This window comes from Agrobacterium sp. GD03872 (assembly GCF_029840625.1).
Classification (GTDB): Bacteria; Pseudomonadota; Alphaproteobacteria; order Rhizobiales; family Rhizobiaceae; genus Agrobacterium; species Agrobacterium fabrum_A.
On the sequence record NZ_JAOCCY010000001.1, the window covers coordinates 767,112 to 779,885 of the forward strand.

Annotated in this window: 9 protein-coding genes; 8 read left to right on the plus strand and 1 reads right to left on the minus strand. The window is 62.2% G+C overall.

Annotation, left to right across the window (positions count from 1 at the left end; translation table 11 throughout):
* Window positions 1–50 precede the first annotated feature (50 nt).
* The 3 genes from N5D22_RS03725 to N5D22_RS03735 are packed head-to-tail and all read left to right on the plus strand — an operon-like array spanning window position 51 to window position 3,965.
* Window positions 51–806 (plus strand): hypothetical protein, encoded by a 756-nt coding sequence (locus tag N5D22_RS03725; protein ID WP_279655895.1) that lies wholly within the window; start codon window positions 51–53, stop codon window positions 804–806.
* A 14-nt stretch (window positions 807–820) separates the two neighbouring features.
* Complete coding sequence (locus N5D22_RS03730; protein WP_279655894.1) at window positions 821–2,665, plus strand: type I secretion system permease/ATPase; 1,845 nt, start codon at window positions 821–823, stop codon at window positions 2,663–2,665.
* A complete protein-coding gene (locus N5D22_RS03735) occupies window positions 2,652–3,965 on the plus strand; it encodes an HlyD family type I secretion periplasmic adaptor subunit (RefSeq protein ID WP_279655893.1) in 1,314 nt (437 codons plus the stop codon). The genes N5D22_RS03730 and N5D22_RS03735 overlap by 14 nt, the downstream gene beginning before the upstream one ends.
* Before the next feature lie 28 nt (window positions 3,966–3,993).
* Here the strand turns inward: N5D22_RS03735 and N5D22_RS03740 are convergent, their stop codons facing one another.
* Window positions 3,994–6,345 carry a LuxR C-terminal-related transcriptional regulator gene (locus N5D22_RS03740; protein ID WP_279655892.1) on the minus strand — a complete coding sequence of 784 codons (2,352 nt, stop codon included), beginning with the start codon at window positions 6,343–6,345 and terminating at the stop codon, window positions 3,994–3,996.
* A gap of 136 nt (window positions 6,346–6,481) precedes the next feature.
* Between N5D22_RS03740 and N5D22_RS03745 the strand changes: the two genes are divergently transcribed.
* Genes N5D22_RS03745 through N5D22_RS03765 form a run of 5 tightly spaced genes read left to right on the plus strand, consistent with a single transcriptional unit; the run spans window position 6,482 to window position 12,742 of the window.
* A complete protein-coding gene (locus N5D22_RS03745; protein ID WP_279659034.1) occupies window positions 6,482–7,510 on the plus strand; it encodes an ABC transporter permease in 1,029 nt (342 codons plus the stop codon).
* A complete protein-coding gene (locus tag N5D22_RS03750; protein ID WP_279655890.1) occupies window positions 7,510–8,391 on the plus strand; it encodes an ABC transporter permease in 882 nt (293 codons plus the stop codon). Before N5D22_RS03745 ends, N5D22_RS03750 begins: the two co-directional genes overlap by 1 nt.
* A 4-nt stretch (window positions 8,392–8,395) precedes the next feature.
* Entirely contained in the window at window positions 8,396–10,042 is a 1,647-nt protein-coding gene (locus N5D22_RS03755; RefSeq protein ID WP_279655889.1) for an ABC transporter ATP-binding protein, read from the plus strand.
* Window positions 10,043–10,059: 17 nt separating this feature from the next.
* On the plus strand, window positions 10,060–11,616 hold the full coding sequence (locus N5D22_RS03760; RefSeq protein WP_279655888.1) for a hydantoinase/oxoprolinase family protein: 1,557 nt from the start codon (window positions 10,060–10,062) through the stop codon (window positions 11,614–11,616).
* Window positions 11,609–12,742: a DUF917 domain-containing protein gene (locus N5D22_RS03765; RefSeq protein ID WP_059753279.1), complete on the plus strand. Its 1,134-nt coding sequence runs from the start codon at window positions 11,609–11,611 to the stop codon at window positions 12,740–12,742. Before N5D22_RS03760 ends, N5D22_RS03765 begins: the two co-directional genes overlap by 8 nt.
* Window positions 12,743–12,774 lie beyond the last annotated feature (32 nt).

Consider the following 12,774-nt stretch of genomic DNA (forward strand, 5'->3'; position numbering starts at 1 on the left):
CTTCGTCACACGACGAAGGTATCTGTATTGGCCAGCAAAGGAGTACACCTATGGCTACCACAATTCAACTGACGCAGTCTTCTTCCAACCTGATCGGTTACCTCAACGGTTGGACGAGCGGTTTCGGTTCGACCTATGGTGCATTTTACGACGCTCAGACCAGCTCTCTCGCCACCACCACCATCGATCCGAACACGACCTATGAGGCGTGGGGCGACGGCAGCAACGGCGGCAAGGGCATCGTCATGAGCGGTGCTCTGCAGTACTCTCAGGGCAACCTGACGGGTTCGGTCGACAGCATCGTTCTCGGCTCCGGCTACAGCCAGTCCACCAGCGGCATCGCCGTCAGCCAGCAGGAACTGCTGATCGATCCCGACAGCGCCTATTCGCTGGCCGGTGCGCGCGATCTTCTCGATCTCGCGGTTTACCAGCTTGCCCGCTTCGGCTCGCTGGCCGGCTTTTATGATTACTTTGCTGCTACCGGTACAGTGATCGGGGATACGGCTGCCTCCGATACTCTCACGGGCTTTGCAGGCGCAGACACCTTTGTATTCTCCGGCGGCAATGATGTTGTGACTGCGGGACCGTCGGGAACCTACGGTTATCAGGATGGTACGGATAAGCTCGACGTTTCCGCCTGGGGCGTTGGAAACATTGATGATGTCTTCATCAGCAGCAACGCCAACGGCGACGCTGTCATTGAAAACACCTTTGGTGGCGACAGCATCACTCTCGTTGGTGTAAATTCCAGCGTACTCGACGCATCGGACTTCATTTTCGCCAGCGCAACGGCGCTTGCCGCGTAAAGGAAAATCAGGCTGTGGGCTTTCAAAACCACCAGCAGACGCCGCCGCAGTCCCTCACTGCGGCGGTTGTTTCGCCCCTTAAAAGCACGTTTCTCGGCGTGGCGCTCGTCAGCGGCGTGGTCAACATACTGGCGCTGACATCGCCGCTCTTCATGCTGCAGGTCTATGACCGGGTGCTGGCAAGCGGCAGCCTGCCGACGCTGGTCGGGCTCGCCGTTCTGGCGCTTGGCCTCTACGGCTTCCAGTGCCTGCTCGATATCATCCGCGCCCGCGTTCTGATCCGCATCGGCGAAGATTTCGACATGCGTCATTCCGGCAGGGTGCACGATGCGGTGGTGCGATTGCCGCTCGTCAACCGCATGCCGGGCGACGGGCTGCAGCCGCTGCGCGATCTCGACAATGTACGCGGTTTTCTGTCCGGCACGGGGCCGACCGCCTTTTTCGATCTGCCTTGGATGCCGCTTTATCTCGGCATATGTTTTCTGTTTCATTTCTGGATCGGCGTGACGGCGCTTGCCGGCGCGGTGCTGCTCGTTTCCCTCACCATCCTGACCAACATCTTTTCGCAGAAGCCGATCCGCGACACCATGGTGGAAAACATGGCCCGCAACCGGCAGCTGGAAGCTGCGCGCCGCAATGCCGAAGTCGTGCAGGCCATGGGGCTTGGCGGCCGTCTCGGCAGACGCTGGCAAAATTCCAACGGGGCTTATCTCGCAGCCAATCGCAAGGCAGGAGATGTGGCCGGCGGTCTCGGCAATATCGCGAAATCCCTGCGGGTCGTGCTGCAATCGGCCATTCTCGCGGTCGGGGCGTGGCTCGTTATCAACCAGGAAGCCTCCGGCGGCGTGATGATCGCCAGTTCGATCATGATGGGCCGGGCCCTGGCGCCCGTCGATCTCGCCATTTCCAACTGGAAGTCCTTCGTTGCTGCCCGCCAAAGCTGGGCGCGGCTGAGGGAGCTTTTTGCGCAGATGCCAGCCAATGCCGCCGCCATGGCCCTGCCGAAGCCTGAAAAGGAGCTGCGCGTCGAAAACGTCACCATCGTTCCGCCGGGCGAGAGAAAGCCGACCGTCGCCGGGCTCGGTTTCGTCGTGACCGCCGGCAATGCGCTTGGCGTCATCGGCCCCTCCGGTTCGGGCAAATCCACGCTCTCGCGCATTCTTACCGGCGCGTGGATGCCGGCCGCCGGCAAGGTACGGCTCGACGGCGCAAGCTTCGATCAATGGGATCGCGAGGCGCTCGGCCGCCATATCGGTTATCTGCCGCAGGGTGTGGAACTGTTCGATGGCACGATCGGCGAGAATATTTCCCGTTTCGAGGACGACCCCGATCCCGAAGCCATCATCGCGGCGGCCCGGGCTGCCGGTGCGCATGAGCTGATCCTGCGTTTTGAAAAGGGGTATGACAGCGATATAGGCGAGGCGGGTTCGGCGCTTTCCGCCGGGCAGCGCCAGCGCATCGGCCTTGCCCGCGCTCTTTACGGCGATCCCTTCCTGGTGGTGCTGGACGAGCCCAATGCCAATCTCGATGCGGAAGGCGAAGCCGCCGTCGTCAAGGCGATTTCTTCGGTCAAGGCGCGCGGCGGCATTGCCGTCGTCGTGGCCCACCGGCCAAGCGCCATCGGCGCCGTCGATTTTATCTTGATGATGGAGGAGGGACGGATGAAGGCCTTCGGCCCGCGCGACGAGGTGCTGTCGAAGGTGCTGCGCGTTCCTCAGGGACAGGCGGTCAAGGGATATGCCGCATCTGCCCAGACGATCTCACCGTTGCGGGTCGTCGCCAACGCACAACCCAAGGCGGCGTTGGATGTCGTTGCGGAAGAGGACGGTCAGCAAGGAGAGACGGATGTCAAACATTGAGCAGCGCGGCCATGTTTCCCGTTCCATCCGCAAACATCTTTTTGCCGGCCTGGCCGCAGGCGTTGCGCTGCTGGCCGGTGTCGGTGGCTGGGCGGCGACGACCAATCTCGCCGGCGCGGTGGTCGCGTCAGGTCATCTGGTGGTGGATTCCTACACAAAGAAGGTGCAGCACCCGAGTGGGGGTGTCGTCGGCGAAATTCTTGTCAATGAGGGCGACAGGGTGAAGGCGGGCGATGTCGTCATGCGTCTTGACGCAACCCAGACCCGCGCCAATCTCGCCATCGTCACCAAGCGCCTGGATGAGTTGAATGCGCGCATGGCGAGGCTGGAGGCCGAACGCGACGACCTGCCGGAACTTGCCTTTCCGCAGACGCTGGTGGCGCGCAGGGACGATGTGGATGTCGCCTCCGCCATGCGCAGCGAGACCAAGCTGTTCGAATTCCGCAAATCCTATCGTGAGGGCCGCAAGGCGCAGCTTGCCGAGCGCATCACCCAGTTCGAACATGAAATCGAAGGGTTGAAGGCGCAGGAAGTCGCCTATGACAACGGCCTTGCCGTGCTGGAGGCCGAAATCACCTCGCAGAAATCGTTGCGTGAACAGGGCGTCGTTTCCGTGCAGCGGCTGAACAGCCTGCAGACGCAGGCCGCGACCTTCGGCGGTGAGCGTGGTGAAAAAATCGCCTATCAGGCGCAGACGGCCGGCCGCATCACCGAAACCAGGCTGCAGATACTGCAGATCGATCAGGAGTTGCGCACCGAGGTTGGGCGGGAGCTGCGGGAAATACAGGCGCAGATGGGCGAGTTCGTCGAACGCAAGGTGGCCGCCGAAGACGAGCTGAAGCGCATCGATATCATCGCGCCGCAATCCGGCATGGTGCATGAAATGGCCGTGCATACGGTCGGTGGCGTGGTGACGCCGGCCGATCCGATCATGCTGATCGTGCCCGATGGCGACGAACTGGCGCTGGAGGTGCAGATCGTGCCGAAGGATATCGACCAGCTTCAGGTGGGGCAGAAGGCCATGCTGCGCATGACCGCCTTCAATCAGCGCGTCACGCCGGAACTGGAAGGCCATGTCAGCCGTATCGCGGCGGACATCACCACCGATCAGCGCACGGGCCTTTCCTATTATCTGGCGCGGATTTCCGTGCCGGTCTCCGAGCGGGAAAAACTGAGCAATGCCCCGCTGGTGCCGGGCATGCCTGCCGAGGCCTTCATCCAGACCAGCGAAAGAACGGCGCTGTCCTATATCGCCAAACCGCTGACGGACCAGATCAGCCGCGCCTTCCGTGAGGAATAGGGCCCCGGCGGCCAAGGGGTGCCGAGCCTTATAACCAGCCCAATGCCTTCGCCGCGCGGATCGCCTCCGCGCGGCGTTTGCAATCCAGCTTGCGGAACAGGTTGCCGAGGTGAAATTTCACCGTCACTTCCGAGATGTTGAGCGTCTGGGCGATCTTCTTGTTGGACATGCCGCTGGCGAGCAGCTGCAGCATCTGCGCTTCCCGCTGCGAGAGCCCGCCATGCAGGGCGCGTGCCTGCGGCGAGTTGACCGAAGCGGTGAAAATCGACAGTGCAGCGCGGACATCGGAAGAGGTCTCGATGAAACCGCGGATGCGACGATTGTTGAGAAGCGGTGACAGGAACACACGTTCTTCCGACAGGACACCGTTGCAGCCAAGCCGCGTCGCCGATTCAAGCGCGGTGAGGATATGGGCGCGGGCGGCGGCATTGTCGCGACGCTGGTGCGCCGCATAGCTCTGCCAGATTCGAAGCGCGACCTTCTCGCGGTGGGTAACCCTGGGATTGGCGATCATCGCGTCAATCTGCCGGGAGAGATAGGCACGCGGCGTGAAAAGATGCACGGCATCGCGCAGCCAGGCCATGACATAGGCGATTTCATCGCGTCGCGTCAGCCGGGAAAGATCCTCGTGGGCGCTTTCCACCCAGTTGCGGCCCATCGGCATGCGGATTGCCGAGAGCGTCGCGGCGGCATCCGCCCAGCGGTTGGCGTTCTGATAAGCGATGGCCGTTCTGATCTCCATCATCGCATGGAATTGCAGGCCCTCCGAAAGATGGATCCACAGGCCATCGAGAAAGCCTGTACGAACGGTCATCGGAAAATGGTCGATCAGCACCTGCGAGGCGTAAAACAGGGCGAACTGCATGAGGCTCGGCCATATCTCGGCAGCGGCGAAGTGGTCGAATTCATGTTCGACGAAATGCATGAGATCGCGCGGTTTTCCAGCCTCATAGGCAAGGCAGGCTTCCGCCAGCCGCAACATCCGGAACTCCTGCACCGCATCATGCGGCACCTGTTCCAGCCGTGCGCGCGCCTCCTGTGCTGCGCGGCGGGCCAGGAGCACATCACCGCTCATCAGCCGCAACACGATCTGGTGCAGGTGGATGAAGAATTCGAGCAGGGGCTGCCCGCCCATCTTGCGCAGATAGATAAGCGCGCGGGCGGCAGCCGCTTCCGCCTCGCGGAAATTGCGGCGGCGGATTTCGAATTCCAGCAGCGCATTATAATAGGACGCCCATTTGCCGTGATCGTACATCGGATAATCGGCCATGAACTCGCTGAGCCGCGTTATGACAGCGTCATTGGGCGTCAGGTCCTCGGCGATCATCAGGTTCAGCCGGAAGGTGCGGGCGGCGAAGGAAAACCGCGAACCACGGGCAAGCACCTTCAGCGGATCGAGATAATCCGAACCGAGGCTTTTGCCGAGCAGATGGCGCACACGCTGTAATTCGCCCTGTTTCAGCAGCGCGCGGGTGACGGCAAAGAGCACGGTTTCATTTGCCGCGATCATATCCTGCGAGAACCGCATGATGATGTCGCGAAACCGGTCGACGCTGCTCCTGTAGATCAGCTCACGGCCATCGGCGCGCTCAAGAATTTGCGCGGCATGGGTCTCGTAACCGCGGTCCAGCAGCATGGCCATGGCGGCCAGCGAACGGCCCGCTTTTTCGAATGCCGAGGCGACCTCCACCACGGCGCTGCCGGCCTGCAATGTGGTCAGGCGTTCTTTTGCCGCGACGGTCAGAAGCCGTATCAGCGTGCGGTGATTTTCGGGCTTTCCCGTCAGAAAGGGCGGCAGAAGCCTGGTCCAGTCCGCATCGGGGTCTGCGGAGGGATTTTCGAGCCAGAAGGACAGTTCGACCGTTTGGGCGGGGGAAAGATGCGGCAGATAGCTTTCCCGCAGATAGTCGGCGCATAATGTTTCATCCGGCAGGCGCGCGAGCGACAGGAAGGCCGGCCACCCCGCATAGTCCTCAAGCGCCAGGTGCTTTTGCTCGGGCGGAAGGTCGTCTGCCTCATTCTGCCTGAATGCCAGTTCGTCCGATCCGATGGTGACCGCACCGCGATGCAGGATGTGCCGCGCCATGCCGCTGATCCGCTGGTCCGGCCGGCAGGCGATGACGACTAAACGCACCGACTCCAGAATGGGGGCGGGCATGCGCACCGCCCGTGCAAAGACCGGAACATCCCAAAGCAGGCAGGCATTTGCCGCATCGTCCCCTTGCGGCTGGTGCGTGCGGCATATCTGCGTTCCCAGTTCCTTTGCGAGCATCTCCAGCAGCACGCTTTTTCCGGCGCCCGCCGGCGCGCGCAGAAACACCACGCCCGCGGTTTCGCTGGCGATGCGGCGGCAGAGGCGGGGGCGGGGCAGGAGCGTCATTGGGAAAGGGATAGGGTATCCAAGTCAAAAAACCTATACTCATTCTTCAAAAAACTATACCTTTCGACGATTGTTCAAACGGAGATGTGGTGAAAACTTGTGCTCAGGCAACCGATGCACAAGGAACGTTCCACCGATGCAGCAACATCCGCTGGTCGCGATTTTGAACAGGCTCGGCACTTTCGTGCTGGTGATGATCGCCCTGTCCATCATGATTTTCGTGCTCGCCCGCGTGGTGCCGGGCGATCCCGCCCGCATGGCGCTCGGTCCTGCGGCAACGCAGGAGCAGGTGGATGCGCTGCGCGGGGAGATGGGTCTCGATAAGCCGCTCGCCGTCCAATATCTCGACTACATCGGCAATGCCCTGCACGGCGATTTCGGTTTCTCGCTGGTGTCGCAACGCCCGGTGACTACCGATCTGGCGCAGACCGTTCCTGCGACCGTCGAGCTGGTGCTGGTCTCGGTCATCTTCATGTTCGCCGTCGCCATTCCGCTGGGTGTTATCACGGCACATTACCGCGACCGGCCGCTGGACCATATCGGCCGCATCCTGTCGCTCACCGGGGTCACGATCCCGAGCTTTCTTTTCGCCATCACACTGCAATTGCTGGCCGCCCGGTTTCTCTCCGGCTGGCCGATCATCGGCAGGCTTGACCACTCGCTCGGCTGGCAGGGCGGCCCCACGGGCTTCATCCTGATCGACGGCACGCTGGCCGGACGGTTCGATGTGGTGCTGGATGCGCTGAAACACCTTGCACTGCCGGCATTTGCGCTTTCCATGGCAGGCATCGGCCAGATCACCCGCATCACGCGTTCCTCGATGATCGAGAACCAGCGCAAGGACCACGTGCTGACCCTGCAGAGCTTCGGCGTGCCGGAGCGGGTCATCATCTTCCGTTATCTGCTGAAGCTCTCTTCCATCGCGCCGCTGACGATCATGGGTCTCGAATTCGCGTCTTTGATCGGCAATGCCTTCGTGATCGAGATGGTCTTCGCCTGGGGCGGTTTCGCTTCCTACGGGCTCAATGCCATCCTGCAGAAAGACCTCAATGCCGTGACCGCCGTGGTGCTGGTGGCCGGTCTGTTCTTCATCGTTGCGAACCTGATCGTGGATGTCCTGATCTCGATCATCGACCCGCGCCTGCGCCGCAAGGAGGCTCGCTGATGGCTGATATGAAAATGCTCAAACCCACCGATCGCGGCCTAAGCGCCGGTTATATGATGTGGTATCGCTTCAGCCGTAATCCGGCGGCGGTCATCGGCTCGCTGATCCTCCTGTCGGTGCTGGTGCTGGCGGTCTTCGCGCCATGGCTCACGCCCTATCCGAAACATATCGGCGCGGTCGTTGATTTCCGCGCCCGCCACATGCCGCCGGATCTGGAGCACTGGTTCGGCACCGACAAGGCCGGCCGCGATATCTTCTCCCGCACCATCTTCGGGCTCCGGGTCTCGCTGCTTCTCGTCATCGGCGTGCTCGGCATTTCGGTGCCGGTCGGAACCGTGCTTGGCCTGATCGCCGGTTATTTCGGCGGCTGGACCGAAAAACTCATCAGCGGCCTGACGAATGTGATGCTGGCCATGCCGCCGCTCGTCATGGCGCTCGCGGTTTCCAACCTGCTGGAACCGACGCTGATGAACGCCATGATCGCCATCACGCTGCTATGGTGGACCTGGCATGCGCGGCTGATCTATTCGGTATCGAAGTCCATCGCGTCCGAAGACTATATCGAGGCGGCGCGTCTTGCCGGTGCCGGCCCGCTGCACATCCTCTTTCGCGAAATCCTGCCCAATTGCGTCTCCGTCATATCGGTCAAGACCACGCTCGATGCCGCCTTCGTCATTCTGTTCGGCGCGACGCTGAGCTTCCTCGGCTTCGGCGTCAAACCGCCGACCCCCGACCTTGGATCGATGGTTGCCGACGGGCGCCAGTTCATGCCGGATTTCTGGTGGGAAGTGCTCTGCCCCGGCGCGGCCGTGCTTTACGTGACGCTGGGCTTCAACCTGCTGGGCGACGGCCTGCGCGACATGTTCGACGTGGAAAGCTAAGGCCATGACTGAACCGCTTCTCAAGGTCGAAAACCTCAACGTCACCTTCACCAATTACGGCCGCACCCGGCAGGTGCTGCGCGACGTGGCCTTCACGGTTGCCGCCGGCGAGCGCGTGGCGCTGATCGGCGAAACCGGATCGGGAAAATCCGTCACCGCCAAGGCGATCATCGGCACTTTGCCGAAGAATGCCGCGATCACATCAGGTGCGATTGTCATCGATGGCCGGGATGTGCTGTCCATGCCGCGAAGGGAACGTGAATCCCTGAAAGGCACGGCCTTTTCGCTGATCATGCAGGACCCGCTCTCCTCGTTTAACCCGGTCTTCAAGATCGGCACGCATCTCGATGATGTCATGCGTTTTGCCGACAAACGCGACGGCGTCAATTCGTCGAAGGCGGAGCGCCGCAACCGCATCGCGGCGGTGTTGCGTCGGGTACAGCTTGCCGATACCGAGCGGGTCATGAACGCCTATCCGTCCGAACTTTCGGGCGGCATGCGCCAGCGCGTGCTGATCGGCCTTGCCCTGCTGCACCAGCCGAAGCTCCTGATTGCGGATGAGCCCGGCACGGCGCTCGACGTGACGACGCAGGATGAAATTCTCAACCTCATCAACCAGCTGGTCGCCGAAGAAAACATGGCGCTGCTGATGATCACCCACAATCTCGGTGTCGTGCGCAAGGTGGCTGATAGGGTCGTTGTCATGCACCACGGTGATATCGTCGAGACCGGCCCATGCACGCAAATCCTGCATACTCCCGCCAAGGACTATACGCGTTCGCTGCTGGATGCCGTGCCGCCGCTTTATGGCCCGCGTGTCACCGATCTGGCGCAAAGCACGCGGCAGCCCATCATCACCATCGAAGGGATGAACAAGATTTACGGCAGGCGCAACGGTTATCACGCCGTGCGGGATGTGAACCTGACGCTGAAGCAGGGCGAGGTTTTTGGCCTTGCGGGCGAATCCGGTTCCGGCAAGACCTCGGTTGCGCGCATGATCATGGGTCTTTCGCGCCCGACCTCCGGCAATCTTGTCATTGACGCCCCGGCGCCTGCGCGCGGCAAGAGGCTGACGCAGATCGTCTATCAAAATCCGGGCACCTCGCTCAATCCGAAGCGCACGGTGAAACAGACGCTTTCCCTGCCGCTGAAATCCATCGGCATGGACGGGCCTGCGCGGGAAAGCCGGATGCAGGAACTGATGGGGCTGGTGCGGCTGCCGCAATCCTATCTCGGCAAATATCCGCACGAGCTTTCCGGCGGCCAGAAGCAGCGCGTGGCGATTGCCCGGGCGCTGGCGGCAGAACCGAAAATCCTCATCCTTGATGAGCCGACGGCAGCACTTGATGTCTCCGTGCAGAAGACGGTGATCGACCTTCTGCTGCAGCTGCGCGAGGAACTTGGCCTCACCTATCTGATGATCTCGCACGACCTGTCGCTGATGCGCAATTTCTGCTCGCGCATCGCCATCATGCTGCGCGGCGAGATTGTCGAGGAAGGCGTGACGTCGGCGGTCTTCGCCGAGCCGACGCATCCCTATACCCGCGCCCTGATCGCGGCCATCCCCGTCGTCACCGACGAGGAAGAACGTCTCAAACCCACCGTGACCGAGGAAGAGCGCATGCGCTTCCTCGTAAAAACGACCGATTGATGAAAGAGGAGCCTGACGTGTATCGCGTTGGAATTGACGTCGGCGGCACGAATACCGATGCCGTTGTGTTGCAGGATAAAACCGTTCTGGCGGGGGTGAAGGCCTCCACGACAGAGGATGTGACATCCGGTGTCATCGAAGCCCTTGAAAAGGTCATCGAGGCGTCGGGCATCGACAGGGCGCGCATCGGCGCCGTGATGATCGGCACCACGCATTTCACCAATGCGGTGATCGAGCGCCGGCATATGGATGAGGTGGCCGCCATCCGTCTCGGCCTGCCTTCCGGCGCCGGCCTGCCGCCCATGGTCGACTGGCCGGATGATCTCCGGGAAATCGTCGGCAACCACGGGTATCAGGTGCGTGGCGGTTACGAATTCGACGGCCGCGAAATTTCGCCGCTCGATGAGGACGAGATTGTCCGCATCGCCGCCGATATCCGTGCCAAGGGCCTGAAGGCCGCAGCCGTCACCTGCGTTTTCAGCGGCATCAACGAAGCGATGGAGCTGCGGGCGAAGGAAATCCTGCAGGAACGCTGCCCCGGCCTGCCGGTGGTCATGTCCAAGGATATTGGCCGTCACGGTCTGCTTGCGCGTGAAAGTGCGGCGATCATGAATGCCAGCCTGCTGTCGCTGGCCGACCGCACCGTTGCGGCTTTCGGCGAGGCGCTGAAGGCGGCGGGCATTGCCTGCCCGTTTTATATCACCCAGAACGACGGCACGCTGATGGCGGCTGACGTCGTGCGCGGTTTCCCCGTGCTGACTTTCGCTTCAGGCCCGACGAATTCCATGCGCGGTGCGGCCTTCCTCACCGGCCTCAAGGATGCCGTGGTGGTGGATGTCGGCGGCACCACCTCCGATGTCGGCTCGCTGTCGCACGGCTTCCCGCGTCAGGCCTCGACCACGGTGGATATTGGCGGGGTGCGCACCAATTTCCGCATGCCTGACGTCTTCTCCATCGGTCTCGGCGGCGGTTCGCTGGTGGTCAATGGCGACCATGGCCTGACCGTCGGCCCGAAATCCGTCGGTTACCGTGTTCGCCGCGAGGCGCTCTGCTTCGGTGGCTCGACCCTGACGGCGACCGATATCGCGGTTGCCTCCGGCAAGGCCGATGTGGGCGAGAAGGTGCTGGTTTCCAGCCTCGACAAAAAGCTGGTGGATGCGGCGGTCGACAAGATCAATGACATGCTCGAAGCCTGCGTGGAGCGCAGCCGCATCTCGTCATCGCCGGTGCCGGTGATTGCCGTTGGCGGCGGTTCCATCCTGATGCCGGATCGTATCGGCGACCTGGAGGTCATTCGGCCCGAGAATTTCGCGGTGGCCAATGCCGTCGGCGCGGCGATTGCGCAGATCAGCGGCGAGACCGACCGGGTCTTCTCGCTGGTGGACGGACGCACGCGCGAGAGCGCGCTGGCCGAGGCGGAAGCGGAGGCGCGCGAAAAGGCGATTGCCGCCGGTGCAATTGCCGAAACGCTTGAGGTCATCGAGCGCGAGGACATGCCGCTTGCCTATCTGCCCGGCAATGCCACCCGCATTCATGTGAAAGTTGTTGGAGAAATGGGAGCCAATCATGGCTGAGACACGCAAGCTGAAATATGACGAAGCGGCATTGCGGACGCTGACCCGTGAAGATCTCGACGCTCTGGAAATCGGCGCCGGCATTCTCGGCACGGGCGGCGGCGGCAATCCCTATCTCGGCAAGCTTCTGGCGCTGGAAGCCATGAAGGCCGGTTACGAGATGAAGATACTCGCAACCGACGCCATCGAGCCGGACGCGCTCTGCATGTCCATCGGCGGCATCGGCGCACCCGTCGTTGGCGTTGAGCGCATTCGCGAAGGCCGTGAGGGCCTGCGTTGCCTGCGGGCGATGGAAGAGTTGATCCGCACGCCTGTCGACGCCATTGTCTGCGAGGAAATCGGCGGTTCCAACTCCATGAACCCGCTGGTGACGGCGGCGCTGGGCGGCCTGCCTATCCTCGATTGCGACGGCATGGGCCGGGCATTCCCGGAAATGCAGATGACCACCTTCTCCATCTACGGCCATAGTTCCACGCCGTCGGTGATGTGCGATCTGCATGGCAATGCCGTCATTTTCAGCCATGCCGTTTCCGAAGTCTGGCACGAGCGCATGGCGCGCGCCTGCGTCGTTTCGCAGGGCGGCGGCGCGATGCTGGCGACCGCGCCGATGCAGGCGCATTACGTGCACCAGTATGGCATTCCGAAAACCTACACCAAGGCGATCGCCATCGGTGAGGCGGTGATCCGCGCCCGCAAGCAGCAGGAAGACCCGATTGCCGCGGTCTGCGCACTGGAAGGCGGAAAGCGCATCTTCAACGGCAAGATCACCGATCTGAAGCGCCACCTGCGCGGCGGTTTCGCGGTCGGCGATCTCACGCTCTCCGGCTTCGACGATTGCGCCGGCCAGACGGCAGGCGTCGCCATCCAGAACGAATTCCTGCTGTTTTCCCGTGACGGCAAGGTGGAAGTGACGGTTCCCGACCTGATCGTCCTGCTTGATGTCGACACCGGTTATCCGATCACCACCGAAGTGCTGCGCTACGGCCAGCGCGTGGCCGTCATCGCCATCCCCTGCCACGACCTGCTGCGCAGCGCCCGCGCGCTTGAGGTCGTCGGGCCGGCGGCATTCGGTTACCCGGATATTCCTTTCTCACCGCTGCCCGTCCCGGTCAGCAAGGCTGCCTAACCATAAGCGGGGCCAATGCCCCGCAATAAAGA

Bases quoted from the DNA above. Each gene is read 5' to 3' on its own strand.
- N5D22_RS03725 (WP_279655895.1), top strand. From the start codon at position 51: ATGGCTACCACAATTCAACTGACGCAGTCTTCTTCCAACCTGATCGGT.
- N5D22_RS03735 (WP_279655893.1), top strand. From the start codon at position 2,652: ATGTCAAACATTGAGCAGCGCGGCCATGTTTCCCGTTCCATCCGCAAA.
- N5D22_RS03740 (WP_279655892.1), bottom strand. From the start codon at position 6,345: ATGACGCTCCTGCCCCGCCCCCGCCTCTGCCGCCGCATCGCCAGCGAA.
- N5D22_RS03745 (WP_279659034.1), top strand. From the start codon at position 6,482: ATGCAGCAACATCCGCTGGTCGCGATTTTGAACAGGCTCGGCACTTTC.
- N5D22_RS03750 (WP_279655890.1), top strand. From the start codon at position 7,510: ATGGCTGATATGAAAATGCTCAAACCCACCGATCGCGGCCTAAGCGCC.
- N5D22_RS03755 (WP_279655889.1), top strand. From the start codon at position 8,396: ATGACTGAACCGCTTCTCAAGGTCGAAAACCTCAACGTCACCTTCACC.
- N5D22_RS03765 (WP_059753279.1), top strand. From the start codon at position 11,609: ATGGCTGAGACACGCAAGCTGAAATATGACGAAGCGGCATTGCGGACG.